This is a genomic window from Malikia sp., from assembly GCF_028687635.1.
GTDB lineage: Bacteria > Pseudomonadota > Gammaproteobacteria > Burkholderiales > Burkholderiaceae_C > Malikia.
Genome location: NZ_JAQTZS010000001.1, coordinates 108,956 through 129,803 on the forward strand (window position 1 = coordinate 108,956; position 20,848 = coordinate 129,803).

Annotated in this window: 22 protein-coding genes and 3 tRNA genes; 17 read left to right on the plus strand and 8 right to left on the minus strand. The window is 65.2% G+C overall.

Annotated features, from left to right (window positions below; translation table 11 throughout):
• The first annotated feature begins 86 nt into the window (after positions 1 to 86).
• The 5 genes from PHR85_RS00545 to PHR85_RS00565 all read left to right on the plus strand — a co-directional run bounded on the left by PHR85_RS00545 (position 87) and on the right by PHR85_RS00565 (position 6,107).
• Entirely contained in the window at positions 87 to 1,466 is a 1,380-nt protein-coding gene (locus PHR85_RS00545) for a restriction endonuclease subunit S (RefSeq protein WP_300049209.1), read from the plus strand.
• A complete protein-coding gene (locus PHR85_RS00550; protein ID WP_300049211.1) occupies positions 1,459 to 2,529 on the plus strand; it encodes an ATP/GTP-binding protein in 1,071 nt (356 codons plus the stop codon). The genes PHR85_RS00545 and PHR85_RS00550 overlap by 8 nt, the downstream gene beginning before the upstream one ends.
• 169 nt (positions 2,530 to 2,698) lie before the next feature.
• Positions 2,699 to 3,982, plus strand: a complete 1,284-nt coding sequence (locus PHR85_RS00555) for an aminotransferase class I/II-fold pyridoxal phosphate-dependent enzyme (protein ID WP_300049213.1) — start codon at positions 2,699 to 2,701, stop codon at positions 3,980 to 3,982.
• Positions 3,983 to 4,075: 93 nt separating this feature from the next.
• Entirely contained in the window at positions 4,076 to 5,362 is a 1,287-nt protein-coding gene (locus PHR85_RS00560; protein ID WP_300049214.1) for an AAA family ATPase, read from the plus strand.
• A gap of 4 nt (positions 5,363 to 5,366) precedes the next feature.
• Positions 5,367 to 6,107 (plus strand): hypothetical protein, encoded by a 741-nt coding sequence (locus tag PHR85_RS00565; protein ID WP_300049216.1) that lies wholly within the window; start codon positions 5,367 to 5,369, stop codon positions 6,105 to 6,107.
• A 76-nt stretch (positions 6,108 to 6,183) separates the two neighbouring features.
• Here PHR85_RS00565 and PHR85_RS00570 read toward each other — a convergent pair.
• The 3 genes from PHR85_RS00570 to PHR85_RS00580 form a co-directional block, all read right to left on the minus strand.
• Positions 6,184 to 6,260: transfer RNA gene (locus PHR85_RS00570), tRNA-Arg, on the minus strand.
• A 76-nt stretch (positions 6,261 to 6,336) separates the two neighbouring features.
• A tRNA-Arg gene (locus PHR85_RS00575) sits at positions 6,337 to 6,413 on the minus strand.
• A 76-nt stretch (positions 6,414 to 6,489) separates the two neighbouring features.
• Positions 6,490 to 6,566: transfer RNA gene (locus PHR85_RS00580), tRNA-Arg, on the minus strand.
• A 117-nt stretch (positions 6,567 to 6,683) separates the two neighbouring features.
• Between PHR85_RS00580 and PHR85_RS00585 the strand changes: the two genes are divergently transcribed.
• The 7 genes from PHR85_RS00585 (at position 6,684) to PHR85_RS00615 (ending at position 12,766) form a co-directional block, all read left to right on the plus strand.
• Positions 6,684 to 7,334, plus strand: a complete 651-nt coding sequence (locus tag PHR85_RS00585; protein ID WP_300049218.1) for a TetR/AcrR family transcriptional regulator — start codon at positions 6,684 to 6,686, stop codon at positions 7,332 to 7,334.
• A 96-nt stretch (positions 7,335 to 7,430) separates the two neighbouring features.
• Positions 7,431 to 7,964 (plus strand): TRAP transporter small permease, encoded by a 534-nt coding sequence (locus tag PHR85_RS00590; RefSeq protein WP_300049220.1) that lies wholly within the window; start codon positions 7,431 to 7,433, stop codon positions 7,962 to 7,964.
• 30 nt (positions 7,965 to 7,994) lie between these two features.
• Entirely contained in the window at positions 7,995 to 9,275 is a 1,281-nt protein-coding gene (locus PHR85_RS00595; protein WP_300049222.1) for a TRAP transporter large permease subunit, read from the plus strand.
• Positions 9,276 to 9,369: 94 nt separating this feature from the next.
• Positions 9,370 to 10,371, plus strand: coding sequence for a TRAP transporter substrate-binding protein (locus PHR85_RS00600; RefSeq protein WP_300049224.1), 1,002 nt, complete (start codon positions 9,370 to 9,372; stop codon positions 10,369 to 10,371).
• A gap of 70 nt (positions 10,372 to 10,441) precedes the next feature.
• Positions 10,442 to 10,915 carry a type II 3-dehydroquinate dehydratase gene (gene aroQ / locus PHR85_RS00605; RefSeq protein WP_300049226.1) on the plus strand — a complete coding sequence of 158 codons (474 nt, stop codon included), beginning with the start codon at positions 10,442 to 10,444 and terminating at the stop codon, positions 10,913 to 10,915.
• 17 nt (positions 10,916 to 10,932) lie between these two features.
• Positions 10,933 to 11,766: a shikimate dehydrogenase gene (locus PHR85_RS00610; protein ID WP_300049228.1), complete on the plus strand. Its 834-nt coding sequence runs from the start codon at positions 10,933 to 10,935 to the stop codon at positions 11,764 to 11,766.
• Between the two features lie 67 nt (positions 11,767 to 11,833).
• The gene (locus PHR85_RS00615; RefSeq protein ID WP_300049230.1) at positions 11,834 to 12,766 is read left to right on the plus strand and encodes an AEC family transporter; all 933 of its coding nucleotides are present in this window, start codon (positions 11,834 to 11,836) and stop codon (positions 12,764 to 12,766) included.
• Between the two features lie 40 nt (positions 12,767 to 12,806).
• Here PHR85_RS00615 and PHR85_RS00620 read toward each other — a convergent pair whose 3' ends face one another.
• Both PHR85_RS00620 and PHR85_RS00625 read right to left on the minus strand, forming a co-directional pair.
• Positions 12,807 to 13,715: a sugar phosphate isomerase/epimerase gene (locus tag PHR85_RS00620; RefSeq protein ID WP_300049232.1), complete on the minus strand. Its 909-nt coding sequence runs from the start codon at positions 13,713 to 13,715 to the stop codon at positions 12,807 to 12,809.
• A gap of 3 nt (positions 13,716 to 13,718) precedes the next feature.
• Positions 13,719 to 14,633, minus strand: coding sequence for a 4-hydroxyphenylpyruvate dioxygenase (locus PHR85_RS00625; protein ID WP_300049233.1), 915 nt, complete (start codon positions 14,631 to 14,633; stop codon positions 13,719 to 13,721).
• Between the two features lie 125 nt (positions 14,634 to 14,758).
• Here PHR85_RS00625 and PHR85_RS00630 point away from each other — a divergent pair, with 125 nt between their 5' ends.
• Entirely contained in the window at positions 14,759 to 15,538 is a 780-nt protein-coding gene (locus tag PHR85_RS00630; RefSeq protein ID WP_300049235.1) for an IclR family transcriptional regulator C-terminal domain-containing protein, read from the plus strand.
• A 25-nt stretch (positions 15,539 to 15,563) separates the two neighbouring features.
• Here PHR85_RS00630 and PHR85_RS00635 read toward each other — a convergent pair whose 3' ends face one another.
• A complete protein-coding gene (locus tag PHR85_RS00635) occupies positions 15,564 to 16,202 on the minus strand; it encodes a hypothetical protein (protein WP_300049237.1) in 639 nt (212 codons plus the stop codon).
• A 26-nt stretch (positions 16,203 to 16,228) separates the two neighbouring features.
• Positions 16,229 to 17,614, minus strand: a complete 1,386-nt coding sequence (gene ffh, locus PHR85_RS00640) for a signal recognition particle protein (RefSeq protein WP_300049239.1) — start codon at positions 17,612 to 17,614, stop codon at positions 16,229 to 16,231.
• 111 nt (positions 17,615 to 17,725) lie between these two features.
• Here ffh and PHR85_RS00645 point away from each other — a divergent pair, with 111 nt between their 5' ends.
• The 4 genes from PHR85_RS00645 to PHR85_RS00660 all read left to right on the plus strand — a co-directional run bounded on the left by PHR85_RS00645 (position 17,726) and on the right by PHR85_RS00660 (position 19,877).
• On the plus strand, positions 17,726 to 18,520 hold the full coding sequence (locus PHR85_RS00645; RefSeq protein ID WP_300049241.1) for an inner membrane protein YpjD: 795 nt from the start codon (positions 17,726 to 17,728) through the stop codon (positions 18,518 to 18,520).
• Positions 18,517 to 18,774, plus strand: a complete 258-nt coding sequence (locus PHR85_RS00650; protein ID WP_300049244.1) for a PP0621 family protein — start codon at positions 18,517 to 18,519, stop codon at positions 18,772 to 18,774. The genes PHR85_RS00645 and PHR85_RS00650 overlap by 4 nt, the downstream gene beginning before the upstream one ends.
• The gene (ampD, locus tag PHR85_RS00655; RefSeq protein ID WP_300049246.1) at positions 18,764 to 19,369 is read left to right on the plus strand and encodes a 1,6-anhydro-N-acetylmuramyl-L-alanine amidase AmpD; all 606 of its coding nucleotides are present in this window, start codon (positions 18,764 to 18,766) and stop codon (positions 19,367 to 19,369) included. Before PHR85_RS00650 ends, ampD begins: the two co-directional genes overlap by 11 nt.
• A 256-nt stretch (positions 19,370 to 19,625) precedes the next feature.
• Positions 19,626 to 19,877: a hypothetical protein gene (locus PHR85_RS00660; RefSeq protein WP_300049248.1), complete on the plus strand. Its 252-nt coding sequence runs from the start codon at positions 19,626 to 19,628 to the stop codon at positions 19,875 to 19,877.
• 80 nt (positions 19,878 to 19,957) lie between these two features.
• Here PHR85_RS00660 and prmA read toward each other — a convergent pair whose 3' ends face one another.
• Entirely contained in the window at positions 19,958 to 20,845 is an 888-nt protein-coding gene (gene prmA / locus PHR85_RS00665; RefSeq protein WP_300049250.1) for a 50S ribosomal protein L11 methyltransferase, read from the minus strand.
• Between the last annotated feature and the right edge of the window lie 3 nt (positions 20,846 to 20,848).

Genomic DNA, 20,848 nt, shown 5'->3' on the forward strand with positions numbered 1-20,848 from the left:
CTTTCGCAGCACGCATTTATCCCACAGGCTGTGGGACAAATGCCGTGGGGTCATGCCCCACTTCACACCGAAGGCGAGGATACCGAATGACCGGCAACTGGACGACTGCTTCCATTGCAGACATTGCTCAGAAAGTGGGCAGTGGGGCGACGCCGTTGGGTGGTGAGGCCGCATACAAGTCAACCGGAACCCCGCTCATCAGATCCATGAATGTGGTGTTCTTTGGCTTCAAGCGAGACGGGTTGGCCTTTATCGATGGACAGCAGGCCTCCGCACTTGACGGAGCAACCGTGCGCGCGCAAGACGTGCTGTTGAACATCACAGGTGCGTCCATAGGACGGGTGACACTTGCGCCTTCAGACATGGATGGTGCTCGCGTTAATCAACACGTCTGCATCATCCGACCGAACTCCTGCATCGACAGTCGGTACTTGAACGCCTACTTATCCAGCCCGGCAGTTCAATCAAAAATCTGGGCAGACAACACGGGAACTACGCGCCAAGCGTTGACCAAGCAACAGATCTTGGGATTTGAAATTCCTGTTGCACCGTTGACCGAGCAAAAACGCATCGCCGACAAGCTCGACACCGTCCTGACTCGCGTGGATGCCGTCAATTCCCGTCTGGCCCGCGTCGTGCTCCTCCTCAAGCGCTTCCGGCAGTCGGTGCTGACGGCTGCCACGTCGGGGCGGTTGACGGAGGATTGGCGCGGTTCCGGTTTGGCAGAATGGCAGTCAAAAGAAATACAGGAAATTTGTCATTCCATTTCTGATGGCGATCATCAGGCGCCACCCCAAGTGATTTCTGGAATTCCGTTTATCACCATTTCCGCACTACATGGTGGACATCTTGATCTGCACAAGGCGACTCGCTACGTTCCTAACTCCTACTTCTCTGCACTTGACGAGAAACGACGCCCAGCACGAGGAGACGTTTTATTTTCCGTCACAGGGTCTATTGGCATACCCGCACTAGTGGCAACTGACGAGCCTTTCACATTTCAGCGTCACATTGCAATTTTAAAGCCAGATTTAATTAAAGTTTCAAGCTCCTATCTGCGTTATTTACTCGAATCAAACGATGTAAAAAGGCAAGCGATTGCTGTTGCAACTGGTACAGCCCAGATGACGATTCCCCTTGGTGGGCTTCGTCGAATTAAAGTCAACCTGCCACCGCTCGACGAGCAAGCCGAAATCGTCCGCCGCGTCGAAACCCTGTTCGCCTTCGTCGACCGCCTCGAAGCCCGGCTGCAAACCGCCCGAACCGCAGCCAACCGCCTGACCCCTGCCCTGCTGGCCAAGGCCTTCCGGGGCGAGCTGGTAGCGCAGGACCCGGACGACGAACCGGCGGCCGAGTTGCTCAAGCGCCTGGCCGCGAGTCAGGCTGGCAGCGGATCCGGCTCGACCCGCTCCAGGAAAAAATCCGGCACAGTGAGGCATACGGCCACAGGAGATCTGCATGCTTGAGAAACTGACGCTGAGGCAGTTCACCACCTTCGACCAGATCGATTTCTCGTTCGCCCCTGGCATCAACGTCGTCATCGGCGAGAACGGCACCGGCAAGAGCCACCTGCTGAAGATCGCGTATGCCATCAGCTCGGCCAGCCATGCCGCCAGCAAATCCAGTCCCGCCCCGACCAAGGCGCAGTTGCAAAAGGACCTGGCCAGCAAGATGGTCGGTGTCTTCCGACCCGACAAGCTCGGGCGCCTGGTGCGCAGTCATCGCGCCCGTGGCGTGGTCGGCGGGCGGGCCTCCTCGAAGGTAAAGCTGCAGTTCTCGGAAGTGGCGGACGACTGGGCCTTCACGTTTTCGAGCGTCTCCAAGGTCGAGGTGCAGTTCGACGAAACCACCTCGCCCAAGAAGTTCCTGGAGGCCGAGCCGATCTTCATTCCGACCAAGGAAGTGCTCTCGATGTTTCCCGGCTTCGCGTCGCTCTATCGCAACCGCGAACTGGCGATCGACGAAACCTACTTCGACCTGTGCCTCGCGCTGGACGGCGCTCCGCTGCGCGGCCCGCGCCTGGAAGCGATCAAACAACTGCTCGACCCGATCGAGCAGCACCTGGGCGGAACCGTCGTCCGCGTGGGCGACAGCTTCTACCTCGACAGCGAGAACGGCAAGACCGAGATGCCGCTGGTGGCGGAAGGGATCCGCAAGATTGCCACCATCGCCTACCTGCTGCGCAACGGCGCACTCACCAAGCGGGGGATCGTGTTCTGGGACGAGCCGGAGTCCAACCTCAACCCCCGTTTGATCAGGGTGGTGGCCGCGATGCTGATGAGTCTGGCCTCGCAGGGGGTCCAGGTATTCATTGGCACGCACAGCTTCTTCCTCATGAAGGAGCTGGAGTTGCTGCGGCGCAGCGCCCAGGATGCCGTGCCATGCCGCTACATCACTCTGGCCTTCGATGAGGAGGGCAATCCCCTGTACGAACAAGGCGACAGCCTCAAGGAGGTCGGCAGGATAGTCGCGCTGGACGAGGAATTGTCACAGTACGATCGCGAGATCCAATCGGGACGAGCCGGATGACGACATCGGTGCGGCAAAAAACCAAAGATCTGGTCGAACACACCAAAGTCATCATCTGGAGCGGCTTGCGACCGCTGGCCCCGTCGCCTTATTCCTGGGAAATCCTGGTCTCTACCTGAGACCGAATCTCAGCCAACCTTCCCATCACCACCCCAAAAGGAGACATCCCTTGTCAGACAACTGGAAATTCGAGACCCGGTCCGTCCACGCCGGTTACAGCCCCGACCCCACGACCAAGGCCGTGGTGCCGCCGATCTACCAGACGGCGGCCTATGCCTTTGACAGCGCCCAGCACGGCGCCGACCTGTTCGACCTGAAGGTGCCGGGCAACATCTACACCCGCATCATGAACCCGACCCAGTCGGTGCTCGAAGCCAGGGTGGCCGCGCTGGAAGGCGGCATCGCCGCGCTGGCGCTGGCGTCGGGCCAGGCCGCCATCACCTACGCCATCCAGACGATCGCCGAGGCGGGCGACAACATTGTCTCGTCGGCCGCGCTGTATGGGGGCACGTACAACCTGTTCGCGCACACGCTGCCGCAGTACGGCATCCAGACACGCTTTGCCGACTCGACCGATCCCGGCAGCTTCGAGGCGCTGATCGACGACCGCACCAAGGCCATCTACGCCGAATCGCTGGGCAACCCGCGCGGCAACATCACCGACATTGCCGCGCTGGCAGAGGTCGCGCACCGCCATGGCGTGCCGCTGATCGTTGACAACACGGTGCCCAGTCCCTATCTGTGCCGCCCCTTCGAGCATGGGGCCGACATCGTCGTGCATTCGCTGACCAAGTACCTGGGAGGGCACGGCAACAGCCTGGGCGGCGCGATCGTGGATTCGGGCAAGTTCCCCTGGGCGCGGCACAAGGAGCGCTTCAAGCGCCTGAACGAGCCTGACGTGAGCTACCACGGCGTCGTCTACACCGAAGCGCTGGGCGCCGCCGCCTATATCGGCCGCGCGCGCGTGGTGCCGCTGCGCAACATGGGCGCGGCGATTTCGCCGTTCAACGCCTTCCTGATCCTGCAGGGCATCGAAACGCTGCCGCTGCGCATGGACCGCATCTGCGACAACACGCTGGCGGTGGCGCAGTACCTGAAGAACCACCCGAAGGTGCAATGGGTGAACTACGCCGGCCTGAGCGACCACCCGGACCACGCCCTGGTGCAGCAGCTGATGGGCGGCCGTGCCTCCGGCCTGCTGACCTTTGGCGTGAAGGGTGGCCGTGCCGGTGGCGAGCGCTTCCTCGACGCGCTGCAGCTGTTCACCCGCCTGGTCAACATCGGCGACGTGCGCTCGCTGGCCACCCACCCCGCGTCCACCACCCACCGCCAACTGTCGGCGGCCGAGCTGGAGGCTTCGGGCGTGACCGAGGACACCGTGCGCCTGTGCGTGGGCATCGAGCATATCGACGACCTGAAGGCCGACCTGGAGCAGGCGCTGGCCGCGGCGTGATGGCAGCAGTCGCCGTGTGCATGCGCGGCGACTGTACTGAAGTAAAGCGCGCTGAAAATGTCGTCCGCAACGCCTTGAAAACGAAGGACCGCCATGTACCTTGATCACGTTACCTTGAAGAACCTCAAGGGCTTCACAAACTTGTCGTTCAGTCTGGCGAGGCCTGACGGGTCTTACGCCGGCTGGACGGTATTCACGGGCGACAACGGATCGGGCAAGAGCACGCTGCTCAAGGCGATCGCGATCGGCTTGACCGGACGCGACGTGGCGCGCTCGCTGCAGCCGAGCTTTCACCGCTGGATCAGCGAAGGTTCGCAGCAGCAGAGCGGCACGATCGAACTGACCCTGGTGCCAGAAAAGGGCGTGGACGAATACCTCCAAGTCGGGCGCACCAGCTACAGCCCGTTCCAGGCCGTGATTCACCTCAAGGCTGTCAATTCCGATGCCATGCTGGAGGAAGACGCCTCGAAGAAAAAGGCGATCTCGGCGCAGCGCGGTCCCTGGTCGGGTCAGGCCAAGGGATGGTTCTCTTGCGGCTACGGACCGTTCCGGCGCGTGTTCGGCGCTTCGCCCGAAGCCACCCGGCTCATGGTCGGTTCGACTACAGAGCGCTACGTGACGATGTTCCAGGAGGCCGCTTCGCTGTTCGAGGTGGACCAATGGCTCAGGAGCCTGAGCCACAAGAAGCTGGAACAGAAACAGCCTGAAGCACAGTTGCTTGATCTGATTCTTGAAATCCTGCGCGATGACCTGATGCCGAACCAGATCACGATCGACCGTGTTGATTCGGACGGTCTGTGGCTACGCGATCGCAATGGCATGCAGTTGGCCTGGAGCGAGATGAGCGATGGCTATCGTGCCGCACTGGCTCTGCTGGCCGACATCCTGCGCCATCTGATCAAGGCTTACGGCTTCGACGGCCTGACCGAGCGCGATGCGGAGGACAAGCTGCGCGTCGTGCGCAGCGGCGTGGTCATGATCGACGAAATCGACGCTCACCTGCACCCCGAATGGCAACAGAAAATCGGTTTCTGGCTCAAGGCACATTTCCCGAACATCCAGTTCCTGGTCACCACGCACAGCCCCATCATCTGCCAGGCGGCCGACCCGAACGGCTTGTTCGTGCTGCCTGAACCTGGCAGCATGCAGGAGCCGCGCGCCCTGAACCATGACGAATACCAGCGCATCATCGCCTCGCGCCCCGACACCATCCTGCTGACTTCGGCTTTCGGTCTGCAGAACACACGCTCGCCGCGTGCCGTCAAGGCCCGTGCGGATTACTCCAAGCTGGCGGCCAAGCGCAATGCGGGCGCGGCGCTATCGGCGCAGGAAACCGAGGCGCTGCAGCAGCTCAAGCTGTTCGTGACCGACGAGGAATGACGGCATGAAACGGGTGCAGCGACCGGAATTGCCCCATCGAGTGGCGCAATACCTGGAGCGCCAACAGCAAGAGATCAATCGGCGACAGTCAACGGGGATGCTGAACATTGACGCATTCTGGAAAGGTCGCCGCGCCACCAAAACCGTAGGCCAGGCACTCAAGGCTCTGCAAAAATCCATGGGGCCGACCGAGCCCTGTATGTATTGCGTGGACAACCATGGCACCGACGTCGAGCATTTCTGGCCCAAAGGCCATTACCCCGGCAGAGCTTTTGACTGGGCCAACTGGCTGCTGTGCTGCACGGAGTGCGGGCGCATCAAGGGCGTTCGGTTTCCACTGGATCAGTACCAACAGCCACTGCTCATTGACCCGACCATCGAGGACCCATGGGACTACATGGACTTCGACCCGGACACTGGCAACCTGGTGGCTCGTTTCGACCTGACAGCCAACGATTGGATGACAAAAGGCGTGGCGACAGTGGATGTGTTGCAACTTGATCGTCGTGAAGCCTTGGCGGAACGCTACCACAAGACTTTTCGGCATTTGTGCCAGAAAGTGACTACCGCTCTACAAGCACCGGACCTGGACTCCACCAACTTTATCGACGAGCTGCTGAAAACAGACGACCACGGGCTGCTGCCGTGGTGCATCAACGGCGCGGGACAGTTTCGAGCTCCCTTTGACCAGCTTCGTGCGGCCTACCCCCAGATCTGGGGCGTGCTCAGACAGAGATTTTGCTGAGGCACTGCTGACCGCCGCCAAGCGCGCGGTCAAGGCGAAAAAAAACCTGCCGCATTGCTGCAGCAGGTTTTTTGATTGGTGCGGCTGGCAGGATTCGAACCCACGACCCCTTGGTTCGTAGCCAAGTACTCTATCCAACTGAGCTACAGCCGCTAAACCGTAGTCCGCCTTGCGACGGATGAAACTCTTGCAGTGAAAACGCCACCGTTGGCGCGGCGTTTTCTATATATGGTGCGGCTGGCAGGATTCGAACCCACGACCCCTTGGTTCGTAGCCAAGTACTCTATCCAACTGAGCTACAGCCGCTAAACCGTAGTTCGTCTTGCGACGGATGAAACTCTTGCAGTGAAAACGCCACCGTTGGCGCGGCGTTTTCTATATATGGTGCGGCTGGCAGGATTCGAACCCACGACCCCTTGGTTCGTAGCCAAGTACTCTATCCAACTGAGCTACAGCCGCTGAAGCCGAAAGTATAGCAGCGTTTTTAGCGTCATCAGGAGTTTGTCCAATTTTCTTCTGCCAGCCAAGGGTTTTCGAGCATGGCCAGGGCCGGACCCCGCTCCTATACTCGCCAGAATGAACGAACCAGTACATTCATTCACGAAGGGGTCCCGGACCAACGACCCCGAGCGCACCAAGGCCAACATCCTGGCCGTCGCCGAGCAGGAGTTCGGCGAGAAGGGGCTGGCCGGCGCCCGCATCGACGAGATCGCCGCCGCCACCCAGACCAGCAAGCGCATGATCTACTACTACTTCGGCAGCAAGGAGGGGCTCTACCTCGCCGTGCTGGAGGAGTCGTATCGCAAGATCCGCCAGGAGGAAACCGACCTGCACCTGGAAAGTCTGGCGCCCGAGGCCGCGCTGCGCCGCCTGGTCGGCTTCACCTTCGACCGCCATTTGCGCAACGAGAGCTATGTCCGGATCGTGATGTCGGAAAACATCCACCGTGGCCAGTTCATGCGCCAGAGCCAGTACATCCAGGACCTCAACGTGCCCGCGATCGACGCGATCCGCGAGCTCTACCAGCGCGGCGTGACCGGCGGCGTGTTCCGCCCGGGGCTGGACCCGGTCGACATCCACGCCTCGATCTCGGCGCTGTCTTTCTTCAACGTCTCGAACCGGCACACCTTCGGCCTGATCTTCAAGCTCGATACCGCCTCGCCCGACTACCTGGCGCAGCGGCGCGAGAGCGTGATCGACATGGTCTGGCGCCACCTGCGGAGCTGACCCCGCGCGACCAACCCTCGGTGGAAAACGAGGGTTTCCCCCAGCTACAAAAAAAACTAACCAGTTCGTACAATTCGCTGCTTCCAGGAGAACCTCATGCTTCAAAAACTCATAGACCAGCTCTCCAAGCTGCTGTCGCTGCTGATGGTGGCGGCGCTGGCGCTGATGGTGGTGCTGGTATTCACCAACGTGGTGCTGCGCTACGCCTTCAACTCCGGACTCACGCTGTCGGAGGAACTCTCGCGCTGGCTGTTCGTCTGGATGACCTTCCTGGGCGCCTTCGTGGGCCTGCACGACAAGGGTCACCTGGGCACCGACACGCTGATCGCCAAGCTGCCGGTCGCGGGCAAGAAGGTCTGCTTCCTGCTGGCCCATGTGCTGATGCTGTTCTGCGCCTGGCTGATCTTCCGTGGTTCCTGGGACCAGGTGGTGATCAACTACGAAACCACCAGCCCGGTGATGGAAGTCTCGATGGCCTGGTTCTATGCGTCGGGCGTGGTGTTCTCGGTGCTCGCGGGCCTGATCCTGAGCCACGACCTGTTCAAGCTGCTCGCCGGGCGCCTGAGCGAGGGCGAGCTGATCGGCGTGCGCGAGTCCGACGACATGCCGCATGGCGATCCGCATCCCTGAACCACTGGCTGAACCGAATAGGAGAATTCCATGACGATAACCCTCTTTCTGGGCGCGCTGATTGCCGCCATGATGCTGGGCGTGCCGATCGCGTTCTCGCTGCTGCTGTCGGGCGCGGCGCTGATGTGGCACCTGGACATGTTCGACGCGCAGATCCTGGCGCAGAACGTGATCGAGGGCAGCAACAGCTTCCCGCTGCTGGCCGTGCCCTTCTTCATGCTGGCCGGCGAGATCATGAACGCCGGTGGCCTGTCGCGCCGGATCGTGAACTTCGCGATGACCCTGGTCGGCCATGTGCGGGGCGGGCTGGGCTATGTCGGCATCATGGCCGCCATCATCATGGCCGCGCTGTCGGGCTCGGCGGTGGCCGACGCGGCGGCGCTGGCCGCTCTGCTGCTGCCGATGATGAACCGCGCGGGCTATGACCCGGCGCGCTCGGCCGGCCTGCTGTCGGCCGCCAGCATCATCGCGCCCATCATCCCGCCCTCGATCGGCTTCGTGGTGTTCGGCGTCGCGGCCAACGTCTCGGTCTCCAAGCTGTTCATGGCCGGCATCGCCCCGGGCCTCATGCTGGGCGCGGCGCTCTGGATCACCTGGTGGCTGCTGGTGCGCAAGGAGAAGATCAAGGCCGCGCCGCGCGCGAGCAAGGCCCAGGTGCTGGCCGCCTTCAAGGACGCGACCTTCGCGCTGGTGCTGCCGGTGATCGTGGTGGTGGGCCTGAAGTTCGGCGTCTTCACGCCGACCGAGGCGGCCGTGGTGGCGGCCGTCTACGCGCTGCTGATCTCGACCCTGGTCTACAAGGAGCTCAAGCTGAACCAGCTCTACGGCCTGTTCCTGGCCGCGGCCAAGACCACCTCGGTCATCATGTTCCTGGTCGCCGCCGCTATGGTCTCGGCCTGGATGATCACGGTGGCCAACCTGCCGGCCGATCTGGTCGCGCTGCTGGAGCCGCTGCTGGACAACCCCACCATCCTGATGTTCGCCATCATGGGCGTCGTCATCCTGGTCGGCACCGCGATGGACATGACGCCTACCATCCTGATCCTGACGCCGGTGCTGATGCCCATCGTCAAGGCCGCCGGCATCGACCCGGTCTACTTCGGCGTGCTGTTCATGATCAACAACGCCATCGGCCTGATCACGCCGCCGGTGGGCACGGTGCTCTCGACCGTGGCGGGTGTCGGCAAGATCAGCATGGACGAGGTGACCAAGGGGGTCTGGCCCTTCATGATCGCGCAGTTCGCGCTGCTGTTCCTGATGGTGATATTCCCCGAGCTCGTCATGGTCCCGGCGCGCTGGTTCTACGGCTGAACCACGGTTCCCAAGCGCCTGGCGTGAACGGGTACGCCATGCCAGGCGCAATAATCAAGCGTACGACCATCCATCCTCAGACTGGAGACTCCACATGAAACGCCTGTTCATCAAGACCGTCCTCGCCACCGTCACGCTGGCCGCCTGCGGCATGGCCGCCGCGCAGAGCAGCAAGACCATCAAGTTCGCGACCCAGAACCCCAAGGGCCACCCGCTGGTGGCCGGCATGGAGAAGTTCAAGGAGATCGTCGAGGCCAGGTCGGGTGGCAAGCTCAAGGTCAACCTGTTCCCTGGTGGCACCCTGGGCAGCGACCAGGCCAACGTCTCGGCGCTGCAGGGCGGCACGCTCGAGATGGTGACGATGAACTCCGGCATCCTGTCGAATCAGGTCAAGGAATTCGCGATCTGGGACTTCCCCTTCATGTTCAGCAACGAGAAGGAAGCCGACGCCATCATGGACGGCGCCTTCGGCCAGAAGATGCACGCCAGGCTCGAACCCAAGGGCCTGATCGGCCTGGCCTACTACGAGCTGGGCTTCCGCCAGATCAGCAACGGCAAGCGCCCGATCAACAAGGTCGAGGACCTGGCCGGCCTCAAGCTGCGCGTGATCCCGAACCCGATCAACGTCGACTGGGTCAAGGCCCTGGGTGCCAACCCGACCCCGCTGCCCTTCCCCGAGGTCTACGGCGCGCTGGAGCAAGGCGCGATCGATGCCCAGGAGAACCCGATCTCGGTCATCCACGCCAACAAGTTCCAGGAAGTGCAGAAGCACCTGGTGCTGAGCAACCACCAGTACAACCCGCAGTCGGTGCTGATCAGCAAGAAGTTCTGGGACAAGCTCGACGCCAGCGAGCAGAAGGTCGTCGCCGATGCGGCCAAGGAATCAGCCAGGTACCAGCGCGAGTTCAACCGCGGCCAGACCGCCGGCGCGCTGGCCAACCTGAAGAAGGGCGGCATGCAGGTCACCGAGCTGCCGCCGACCGAACTGGCCAAGCTGCGCGACAAGCTGCGCCCGGTGACCGCCAAGTACGCGGTCAACGTCGGCCAGGAAACCGTGCAGGAATTGCAGGCCGAACTGGCCAAGGTCCGCAAGTAAGCGCGACAGGGACGCCGGGCTGCCGGCGCCCCTTTCTTGACAGCATGAAAACCAACCGGTTCGTACAAAAATGAAGAAGATCCTGATCCTCAACGGCCCCAACCTGAATCTGCTCGGCACGCGCGAACCGGCCCAGTACGGCTACACCACGCTGGCCGATGTCGAGGCGTTCTGCCAGGCCCATGGCGAGCGGATCGGCTACGAAGTCGAGTGCTTCCAGAGCAACTGGGAAGGCGCGCTGCTCGACAAGATCCATGAGTACGGCCGTCTCTACCAGGCGGGCGAGGCGCTGGGCATCGTCTTCAACCCGGGCGCCTTCACCCACACCTCGATCGCGCTGCATGACGCGATCAAGGGCGTCGATCCGCTGCCGGTGATCGAGTGCCATATCTCCAACGTGCACGCGCGCGAGGAGTTCCGCCATCACAGCTGGGTCTCGCCGGCCGCCGCCGGCATCGTGGTCGGCTTTGGCGTCGACGGTTACCTGGTCGCGATCGACGGCCTGGTGCGCAAGTTCGTCCATTCCGCCGCCCGCAAGGCCTGAATCCGATAAAACCGACCATGATCACCGGCAACACCGAAATCATCGCCCACATTGGCTACCCGACTTTCAGCTTCAAGTCGCCGATGATCTACAACCCCTACTTCGAGCAGGCCGGCATCGACTGCGTGGTGGTTCCGATGGGCTGCCAGGCGCCGGACTATCCGGCCTTCCTCAAGTCGGTGTTCCAGCTCACCAATATCCGTGGCGCGCTGATCACGATGCCGCACAAGGTCACGACGGTGGGCCTGCTCGACGAGGTGACGGCCACCGTCAAGGTCGCTGGCGCCTGCAATGCCGTCAAACGCCTGGCTGACGGCCGGCTGGTCGGCGACATGTTCGACGGCGCCGGCTTCGTGCGCGGCGTGCAGCGCAAGGGCCTGGACCTGAGCGGCGCGCGCGTGCTGGTGGTCGGCGGCGGCGGCGTGGGCTCGGCGATCGCGGCTTCGCTGGCCGGCGCCGGCATCGCCTCGATCGGCCTGTTCGACGTCAACACCGCCTCGGCCGAGGCCCTGGGCCAGCGCATCCAAACACACTACCCGCAAATCGAGGTCCGCACCGGCAGCAACGACCCAACCGGCTGCGATCTGGTGGTCAATGCCACGCCGATGGGCATGAAGGCCGGCGACCCGCTGCCGCTCGACGTCAACCGGCTCGCGCCCGAGACCTTCGTCGGCGAGGTGGTGATGGCGTCCGAGGTGACCGCCTTCCTGGCCGCGGCGCGCGAGCGCGGCTGCCGCACCCAGGTCGGCTCCGACATGCTGTTCGAGCAGATCCCGGCCTACCTCGAATACTTCGGCCTGCCGAGCACCACCGCCGAGCAGCTGCGCTCGGTGGCCCGTCTGTCATACTGACAGCCTCGCGGCTACCAAGCGCCCGCCCTGCCCCACACCGGCCCGCATTCGCGGGCTTTTTTCCGCCATGCTGCATATCCTCTCGATCACCTCGCCCATCTTCCTGCTGATCGCGGTCGGCTACCTGGCCGTCTGGCGCGGCCTCTTCAAGCGCGAGGACATGCTGGTGCTGGGCAAGCTGCTGGTCGACTTCCTGCTGCCGGCGCTGGTCTGCCGCGCGATCACCCAGTTCCCGCTGCAAGAGGTGCTCAACCTGCGCTACCTGGCAGTCTACGGCACCGGCTCGGCGGTGGCGCTGCTGGCCGGCGTGCTCTACGGCCGCTGGCGCCACATGGCCTGGCCACGGGCCGCGCTGACCGGCATGGGCATGTCGGCCTCCAACACCATCTTCGTCGGCTTTCCCATCGTCAGCGAGCTGATCGGCCCGGGCGCGGCGATCGCGATGACGCTCGGCGTGCTGGTCGAGAACCTGCTGGTGGTCCCGGTCATGCTGCTGCTGGCCGGGCGCGACGCCAGTCTGCCCTGGCAGCGTTCGCTGGCCCAGTCGCTGCGCACGCTGGCGCGCAATCCCATCATCTGGGCCATAGCGGCCGGCGTGGCCTGCTCGGCGCTGGAATTGAAACTGCCCTATGTGCTAGACCGCAGCCTGCAGATCGTCGGGTCGGCCGCCACCGGCGTCGCGCTGCTCATGATCGGTGGCGTGCTGGTCGGCCAGCGCCTGCAAGGCATGCAGCTGGACCTGCCGGTCGTGGTCGGCGGCAAGCTGCTGCTGCACCCGCTGTGCGTGCTGGCCGCGCTCGCCCTGCTGCCGGCGGTCGCGCCCGAGCTGCACCAGGCCGCCATCCTCTACGCCTGCATGCCGATGCCCGCGCTGTTCTCGGCGCTGGCGCAGCGCCTGGGCCACGGTGGCTACGCCGCCACCTTGCTGGTGGCCTCGACCGTGGTGGCCTTCTTCAGCGTCAACGCCTGGATCTGGGTCGTGATGCACGGGCTGGGCTGATACGGCTGATACGCCGGCCCCACTTGCGTCTGCGCCAGCCTCAGCCCGGCGTCTTCAAGCGCATCTGGTTCGGCAGCGGCACCGAGCAGCGCAGCACCTCCTCGGCCAGCCAGAGCGCCGACCGGCGCGCGCGCTCGGCCACGAAGGGCAGCGGCATCTGCACATAGTCGTCGTTGAAGACCTCGAAGCTGTAGTCGCCCCGGTAGCCCAGGCGGTCGAGCCGCAGCACCAGGTCGACCAGCTGCTCGCTGTGCACGCCCTCGCCCGGGAAGACGCGGAAGGTGCGCGCGGTCGCCATGCGCTCCTCGAAGGTCTTGGTCTCCTGCCACATGAAATCGGCCAGCTGCACCAGGAAGATCTTGCTCGGGTCGAGGTAGTCGATCTCGTCGAGCGGAGTCTTGGCGGCGAAGATGTGATACGAGTCGATGCCGAGCCCCAAGTTCGGGCAGTCGGCGCGCTGGACCACGTCCCAGGCGGTGGTGAACTCGTTGATCGTGCGGCCCCAGGACAGGCCCTCGTAGGCTATTCTGATGCCGTGCGGAATCGCCAGCAGCGCGAGCTTGCGCAGGTCGCGCGCGATCTGGTCGAGGTCCGAGCTCGCGTGCGCCGAGGTCGACGAGCAGGCCAGCAGCACCTTGCAGCCGAGCGCGGCGCACATCTCAAGCATCATCTTGGCGATGTCGACCTTGTAGTGGTGCAGATGCCCGCTCAGACCCTCGAAATCGCGCAGCACCTGGAAACCGGTGCCGCGCAGGCCGCTGTCTTGCACGGCCCGCACCGCGGCCTGCCAGCCGCCGAGGTGGCCGACCAGGTCATTGGCCTTGAGCATGACCTGACTGAAGCCGGCGTCCTTCATCGCGGCCAGCTTGGCCTCGAGCGGCCCGGCCAGCGTGATGGTGTCCATGCCGAAGCCTGCGATGGCCTGGGCGGTGCTGCGCTTGAGCGTCATGGTTCAGGCCTTCTCGTCGTGGACCAACTCGAACACCACCGATCCGAGGTAGGTCTTGCTGATCGCGCCGCGCGCGCCGCTGTGCGCGGCCGGGCTCTCGACGAACTCGACCCCGAGCGCGCGCAACGCCTGCACCGCCGCCGGCACGTCGGGCACGCCCAGGCCGATGCGCTGCAGCCGCTCGTCGGCGTCCAGCACGTTGACATCGGGCTCGATCAGCTGGATCATGAAACGCTTGTCCGGGTCCAGCGCCGGCGTGCGCAGCAGCTTGCCCTTGGGCATGATGCCGAAGCGCTGCTCGTCGGGGATCAGCTCGGCGCCGATCAGCTCGCGGTAGAACTCGATCCAGTCGTAGCTGCGCTCCGGGCCGATGTACTGCACGATGCCGAAGAAATGGATGCCGGCCGTCGCCGCCGGGCGCTGCTCGACCGACGGAATCGGCACGAAGTCGACGTCGTAGATCGAGAACTCCTTGTAGCGATCGACGAAGTAGATCCGGCTGCCACCGGCGCCGTGGATGGCGGGGATATTGAGCTCCATCACCTCGGGGTGGGTGCTGACCTCCCAGGCACCGCGCTCGAGCACATACTCGTAGGCGGCGCGCGCGTCGCGCACGCGCAGCGCGATGGCCGAGATGCTCGGCGCCTCGCTGACGCGGCCAGTGCCCTGGGCCACCGGCGGGTGTGCGTTGACCACGATGTTGAGCTCGCCCTGGCGGTACAGCAGCACCTCGCGCGAGCGGTGGCGCGCGACCGGCTTGAAACCCATGGTTTCGAGCACCTGGCCCAGCGCCTGCGGCTTGAGCGTCGCGAACTCGATGAACTCGATGCCGTCCAGGCCGATGGGGTTGGCGGCGTCGCTGAAAGAGGCTTGCAGCGGCTCGCGCTCGCCGGCCGACTTGAGCAGAAGGTCACTCATAGGATATCTCCAGGTTCAGCCAGCACTGTAAGCCAGTCCGGGGGGCTTTTCTCGCATCTGCTCACTCACGGCGATCGATAATCGAACCATTTACATCAATCATCGAACGAAACAGGCCAGAATCCATGAACGACTCCGATCCCCCCTTCACGCTCGAACGCCGCGACTGGATCGCCGGGCTCGAAAAGGGACTGGCCGTGATCGAGGCCTTCGACGCCGAGCACCCGCGCCTGAGCGCCAGCCAGGCCGGCCAGCGCTGCGGCCTGACCCGCACGGCGGCGCGCCGCCACCTGCTCACGCTGGTCCATCTGGGTTATGTCGCGACCGACGGCAAGCTGTTCTCGCTCACGCCGCGCGTGCTGCGCCTGGGTCAGGCCTACCTCGAATCAGCCAGGCTGCCGCGCGCGGTCCAGCCCTATCTGCAGCGGGTCACCGCCGGCACCGGCGAGGTCGCCTACGCTGGCGTGCTGGAGCAGGATGAACTGATCCATGTCGCGCGCAGCGGCACCCACCGCCAGCTCAATGCGGGCTACATGCTGGGCTCGCGCGTGCAGGCCCAGGTGACCGCGGCCGGCCTGGTGATACTGGCCATGTCGGGCCCCGAGGTCTACGAGCCCTGGCTGGCTCGGCAGGAATTGCGCGCCTACACCTCGCACACCGTGGTTGACCGGGACGAGTTGCGCGGGCGGCTTGAGCTGATCCAGCGCCAGGGCTGGGCATTGTCCGAACAACAGCTCGAAATGAACTACCGCGGCGTGGCCGTGCCGCTCTACGACCACAAGGACCATCTGGTGGCCGCGATGAGCGTGACCATGCCGATGCAGAACGAGGGCAGCGCAGACGCCGTCCGGCGCGTGCTGCCGGTGCTGCAGGACACGGCGCGCAGCATGAGACCGCTGCTCTGACCTGGCATGGCGCGAAGCAGCGCCTTCAGCCTGGCGGCGGCTCCAGGTAGCGCCGATCCGACCAGGTCGCCAGCCACTGCGGCGCGAAGGCGACGAAGATAGCGCAGAACATGCCGGTCAGGAAGGCATCGCCCCAGGCCATGAGCCAGCGCGCCACCAGCGCCTCCTGCAGACTCACGCCGGTGAGCCAGCGCTGGGCGAATTCCTGCAGCAGGCCGGCGCCAAACACCGCCAGCGCCGTGCCAAGGAAGCCTCGCCCCAGCGTGTAGACAAACGGGTTGGCCGGCATGAAGCGCCGCAACAGGGCGCCGATGCCGAGCGCCAGCGTCGCGGGCACCAGGCCCAACCAGACCCATTGCGACAGCACGGCCAGCGCATCGTGCTGGCCGATCAGCCAGACCAGCAGCGCCACCAGCGCCAGCACGGGCACCGCCAAGGGCCAGCCCAGCATCAGGGCCAGCAGGCTGGCGCCCGAGAGCTGGACCTGCAGGCCCTGGGGCAGCTGCTGCGGCAGCAGCCAGAACCAGGGCAGCAAGGCGAGCGCGGCCAGCGCGGGCGTCAGCAGCGGGCCGCGCAACATGCGCCAGGGCTTGAGCGAGCAGGCGGCGACCAGCGCTGGCAGCCCCAGCACCAGTTCCAGCACGAGCAAAGCGTCGCCGTCCATCAAAGCCCTCCGCCGCCGCGAACGGCTTACATGCCCGGCAGCTTGGGCATGCCCGGCATGCCGGCCAGGCCCTTCATGCCGCCGAGCTTCTTCATCATCTTCATCAGGCCGCCGCCCTTCATCTTCTTCATGACGGACTGCATCTGCTCGAATTCCTTCAGCAAGCGGTTGACCTCCTGCACCTGGACGCCGGCGCCAGCGGCGATGCGGCGCTTGCGCGTGGCCTTGATCAGCTCGGGCTTGCGACGCTCCTGCGCCGTCATGCTGCAGATGATGCCTTCCTTGCGCTTCATTTCCTTCTCGGCGCGGCCGAGATCGGCCTCGCTGGCCTTGGCCGACATCTGGCTCGGCAGCTTGTCCATGAAGCTCGACAGGCCGCCCATCTTCTTCATCTGGCGGATCTGGTCGAGGAAATCCTCCAGGTCGAAGCCGTCGCCGCTCTTGACCTTGGCCGCCAGCTTCTCCGCCGCCGCCAGGTCGATGCCGGCCGTGACCTGCTCGACCAGCGCGACGATATCGCCCATGCCCAGCACGCGGCCGGCATGGCGCTCGGCGTCGAACAGCTCCAGGCCGTCGATCTTCTCGGAGACGCCGGCGAACTTGATCGGCGCGCCGGTGACCGCGCGCACCGACAGGGCGGCGCCGCCGCGCGAGTCGCCGTCGAGCTTGGTCAGCACGATGCCGGTCAGCGGCAGCGCCTCCTTGAAGGCCTTGGCGGTGTTGATCGCGTCCTGGCCCTGCATCGCGTCGACCACGAACAGCGTCTCGACCGGATTGAGCGCCGCGTGCAGCTGCTTGATCTCGGCCATCAGCGCCTCGTCGATCGCCAGCCGGCCGGCGGTGTCGACCAGCAGCACGTCGAAGTAATGCTTCCTCGCGTAGTCCAGCGCGGCGCGCGCGATGTCGAGCGGTTTCTGCTCGGGCGAGCTCGGAAACCATTCGGCGCCAGCCTGCTTGGTCACGGTCTTGAGCTGCTCGATCGCGGCCGGGCGGTAGACGTCGCCCGAGACCGTCAGCACCTTCTTCTTGCGCCGCTCGATCAGGTACTTGGCCAGCTTGGCGGTGGTGGTGGTCTTGCCCGCGCCCTGCAGGCCGGCCATCAGGATCACGGCTGGCGGCTGCGCGGCCAGGTTGATGTCGCTGACCCCCTCGCCCATCGTCGCGGCGAGCTCGCGCTGGATCACGCTGACCAGCACCTGGCCAGGGGTCAGCGAGCCGACCACCTCGGCGCCGAGCGCCTTTTCCTTGACGCGCGCGATGAAGTCGCGCACCACGGGCAACGCGACGTCGGCCTCCAGCAGGGCCATGCGCACCTCGCGCAGCATGTCGCTGACGTTGCTTTCGGTGATGCGGGCCTGGCCGCGCACCTCCTTGACCAGTCGAGACAGTTTTTCGGTGAGGGCAGAGGCCATGATGAGCTGCTGTATGAGCGCCGGCTGCGGTCGCCGCTTGGGGCGACCCGGGGCTGGGGGATAGGGACGAAAAGGGGAATGACCGGCCGCGCGGGCCGTTAAACTCTGGGCATGATTCTATCCCCGAGCCCCTGGTGGAGCACCATCCCCGCGCTGGGTGCGGCGCTGGGCTATGCCTTGCTGGCGTGGCGACCGGCCAGGCTGACCAGCGGCAGCGTCAATGCACTGATGGTGCTGGTCTGGCTGCTGCACGCCCTGGCCTTGGCAGCGGGCCATGCCGGCACACCGGTTCGCTTCGGCTTCGCGCCGGCGCTGTCGGTCACGGCCTGGCTGGTCTTCACGCTGTACGCCATCGAGAGCCGGCTCTATCCCCAGCTGCATGTGCGCGCGCCAATGGCCGGTCTCGGCGCGGCGACCGTGCTGCTCGCGCTGCTGTTCCCGGGCACGCCGCAGCAACCGTTCGCCTCGCCCTGGCTGCCGCTGCATTGGTGGCTGGGCATCATTTCCTACAGCCTGCTGGCCGCGGCCGTGCTGCACGGCTGGCTGGCACAGCGTGCCGAGACCGCGATGCGCCAGGCGCGCCCGGGCGACACCACCCTGCCCCTGCTCGCGCTCGAACGGCTGACCTTCCGCCTGGTCGGCGCCGCGTTCGTGCTGCTCAGCGCCACCCTGCTGGCCGGCTGGTGGTTCAGCGAGCAGCTGCCGGCGCAAGGCTGGAGCTGGAACCACAAGACCGTCTTCACCCTGCTGTCCTGGCTGACGCTGGCCGTGCTGCTCTGGGGTCGCCGGACCCAGGGCTGGCGCGGCCGGATGGCGATCCACATGCTCTATGCCGCCGCCGCGCTGCTGCTGCTGGGCTATGTGGGCTCGCGCTTCGTGCTGGAAGTCGTACTATCGCGCGCATGAAATACCTGCTGTTACTGATGGTGATCCTGGCCGGCGTCTGGCTCTGGCGCAGTCGCCGGGTCGAACAGCGCCCACCCGCCGCGTCCAAGGCGCGCCAGCCCGCCGCACCAGACGCAATAGTGAGCTGCCGCCACTGCGGCCTGCACCTGCCAGCCAGCGAGGCCATCTCCGACGCCCAAGGGCATTACTGCAGCGTCGAGCACCTGCGCCTGCAGCGCAAGGAGCCGGCCCAGCTCCCGCGCGATGAGGACTGAACCGCATCCTGCGCCCAGCGGCTGGCGCGACGGCTGGCTGCTGGCGGCGCGCGCATCACCCTCGCCCAATTTCGGCCCGCGACCGGCCCGAGCGCCAATCGACCTGATCATCCTGCACTCGATCAGCCTGCCGCCCGGGCGGTACGGCGGACCCGAGATCGAGCAGCTGTTTTGCAACCGGCTGGACTGGGAGGCACACCCCTATTTCCAGGGCATTCGCGGCCTCGAAGTCTCCAGCCATTTCCTGATCCGGCGCGATGGCGAGCTGGTGCAGTTCGTCTCCTGCGACGATCGCGCCTGGCACGCCGGTCGATCAAGCTGGCGCGGGCGCGACAACTGCAACGACGACTCGATCGGCATCGAGCTGGAGGGCCTGGAGGGCGAAACCTTCGCGCCAGCGCAGTACCGCATCCTGGCCAGGCTGTGCCAGGCGCTGGCGCGGCGCTACCCGATCGCCCATGTCGCCGGCCACGAGCATGTCGCTCCCGGCCGCAAGCAGGACCCCGGGCCGGGTTTCGACTGGACGCTGCTGCGGCAGGTCACCCGCTGGCCGGCGGACCGCTTCCCGACCGCCAACCTGCCAAGCACGCAATAAAAGTGGAAAATTCGCGCCTGGCAGGGCTTGCATTTCGCCGCGACACTTTCATAATATAAAAGTCAGAGTTTGTGTATGTGGCATTTCCCTATCCGGTGTCGGGCCAGCAGCCCGCCTGAGCCGGATTCGGCATCCACCTGCCACGCCCTGGTTTCACTGGCGTCTTGCGCGCCCCGAGGCCATGGCGCTGACTCGCTGGGCCGGAATCGTCCGGAGCCATGCGCAACATGCAAGCTGTTTCAGGAGAAGATGCAAGATGGCGACTGCGAAGAAGGCCGCTCCGGCCAAGAAGGCGGCGGCGAACAAGGCGATCGAGCCCGCCGAGCTGGCGGAGCCTGTGCGCGCGGACGACGCTGCGCCGGCCAGGAAGACCGCGGCAAGAAAAGCCGCCACACCCAAGGCCGCCGCCAAGAAGGCCGCCAAGGTCCAGCCACCAGCCGAGCCCAACGCCGTGACCCGCCTGTCCCCGACCGCGGCCTGGCCCTTCCCGACCGGCAATCGGCCCTGAGGAACCCAAGCCCTGAATGACAAAAGCCTGATCGGCACCGGTCCGGATCAGGCTTTTGCCAGGGAAAAGCGCCTGCGCGCTCAGTCGGCGGCGCGCGCCGTCATCAGGATCCAGCCGTCCTCGCTGTCCGTCACCTCCAGCGCCAGCCAGGGCGCGTAGGCCTCCTTGAGCTCGTCGGCCTGGCGCTCCAGGATGCCGGCCAGCACCAGATGGCCGCCGGCCTTGACATGGCCGCACAACAGCGGCGCCAGCACCTTGAGCGGCGTGGCCAGGATATTGGCCAGCACCAGGTTGAAACCCCCCTTGACCAAGTCAGGCAGGCCCGCCCCCAGCGTGACATGGTTGTTGGCGGCGTTGATCTGCGTCGACTCGACCGCGGCCGGGTCGATGTCGACCGCCACGATCTCGGCCGCGCCATGCTTGGCCGCGCCGATCGCCAGGATGCCGGAACCACAGCCATAGTCGAGCACGCGCTGCGCCGACAGGTCGCGCCGGGCGATCCAGCGCAGACACATGCGGGTGGTCGGATGGGTGCCGGTGCCGAAGGCCAGGCCCGGATCGAGCCGGATCACCTGCTCGGCGGCCGCCGGCGGCTCGTGCCAGCTCGGCACGATCCAGAAGGTCGGCGTGATCTCGACCGGCGCGAACTGCGACTGCGTCAGACGCACCCAGTCCTGGTCGGCGACCAGGCGCACGCCCACGGTCTCGCAGCCCTCGAAGAAGTCCTGCTGCGCGAGCAGCGTGGCCGCCTCGCGCGCCTGCGCTTCCTGCTGGAACAGCGCGACCACGCGCGAGCGCTGCCAGCCGGCCTTGGGCGCGGGCATGCCGGGCTCGCCGAACAGGGCCTGTTCGGCCGGCGTCTGCGCGTCGGCGTCCTCGACCGACACGCTCAGTGCGTCCAGCGCTTCCAGCGCGTCGCTCAGATCCTCGATGCGCAACTCCGGCGCCAGCAATACGAGTTCAAACATCGG

Coding starts and splice junctions, on each gene's coding strand:
- PHR85_RS00545 (WP_300049209.1), top strand. CDS start 87: ATGACCGGCAACTGGACGACTGCTTCCATTGCAGACATTGCTCAGAAA.
- PHR85_RS00550 (WP_300049211.1), top strand. CDS start 1,459: ATGCTTGAGAAACTGACGCTGAGGCAGTTCACCACCTTCGACCAGATC.
- PHR85_RS00560 (WP_300049214.1), top strand. CDS start 4,076: ATGTACCTTGATCACGTTACCTTGAAGAACCTCAAGGGCTTCACAAAC.
- PHR85_RS00565 (WP_300049216.1), top strand. CDS start 5,367: ATGAAACGGGTGCAGCGACCGGAATTGCCCCATCGAGTGGCGCAATAC.
- PHR85_RS00585 (WP_300049218.1), top strand. CDS start 6,684: ATGAACGAACCAGTACATTCATTCACGAAGGGGTCCCGGACCAACGAC.
- PHR85_RS00590 (WP_300049220.1), top strand. CDS start 7,431: ATGCTTCAAAAACTCATAGACCAGCTCTCCAAGCTGCTGTCGCTGCTG.
- PHR85_RS00595 (WP_300049222.1), top strand. CDS start 7,995: ATGACGATAACCCTCTTTCTGGGCGCGCTGATTGCCGCCATGATGCTG.
- PHR85_RS00600 (WP_300049224.1), top strand. CDS start 9,370: ATGAAACGCCTGTTCATCAAGACCGTCCTCGCCACCGTCACGCTGGCC.
- aroQ (WP_300049226.1), top strand. CDS start 10,442: ATGAAGAAGATCCTGATCCTCAACGGCCCCAACCTGAATCTGCTCGGC.
- PHR85_RS00610 (WP_300049228.1), top strand. CDS start 10,933: ATGATCACCGGCAACACCGAAATCATCGCCCACATTGGCTACCCGACT.
- PHR85_RS00615 (WP_300049230.1), top strand. CDS start 11,834: ATGCTGCATATCCTCTCGATCACCTCGCCCATCTTCCTGCTGATCGCG.
- PHR85_RS00620 (WP_300049232.1), bottom strand. CDS start 13,715: ATGACGCTCAAGCGCAGCACCGCCCAGGCCATCGCAGGCTTCGGCATG.
- PHR85_RS00625 (WP_300049233.1), bottom strand. CDS start 14,633: ATGAGTGACCTTCTGCTCAAGTCGGCCGGCGAGCGCGAGCCGCTGCAA.
- PHR85_RS00630 (WP_300049235.1), top strand. CDS start 14,759: ATGAACGACTCCGATCCCCCCTTCACGCTCGAACGCCGCGACTGGATC.
- PHR85_RS00635 (WP_300049237.1), bottom strand. CDS start 16,202: ATGGACGGCGACGCTTTGCTCGTGCTGGAACTGGTGCTGGGGCTGCCA.
- ffh (WP_300049239.1), bottom strand. CDS start 17,614: ATGGCCTCTGCCCTCACCGAAAAACTGTCTCGACTGGTCAAGGAGGTG.
- PHR85_RS00645 (WP_300049241.1), top strand. CDS start 17,726: ATGATTCTATCCCCGAGCCCCTGGTGGAGCACCATCCCCGCGCTGGGT.
- PHR85_RS00650 (WP_300049244.1), top strand. CDS start 18,517: ATGAAATACCTGCTGTTACTGATGGTGATCCTGGCCGGCGTCTGGCTC.
- ampD (WP_300049246.1), top strand. CDS start 18,764: ATGAGGACTGAACCGCATCCTGCGCCCAGCGGCTGGCGCGACGGCTGG.
- PHR85_RS00660 (WP_300049248.1), top strand. CDS start 19,626: ATGGCGACTGCGAAGAAGGCCGCTCCGGCCAAGAAGGCGGCGGCGAAC.
- prmA (WP_300049250.1), bottom strand. CDS start 20,845: ATGTTTGAACTCGTATTGCTGGCGCCGGAGTTGCGCATCGAGGATCTG.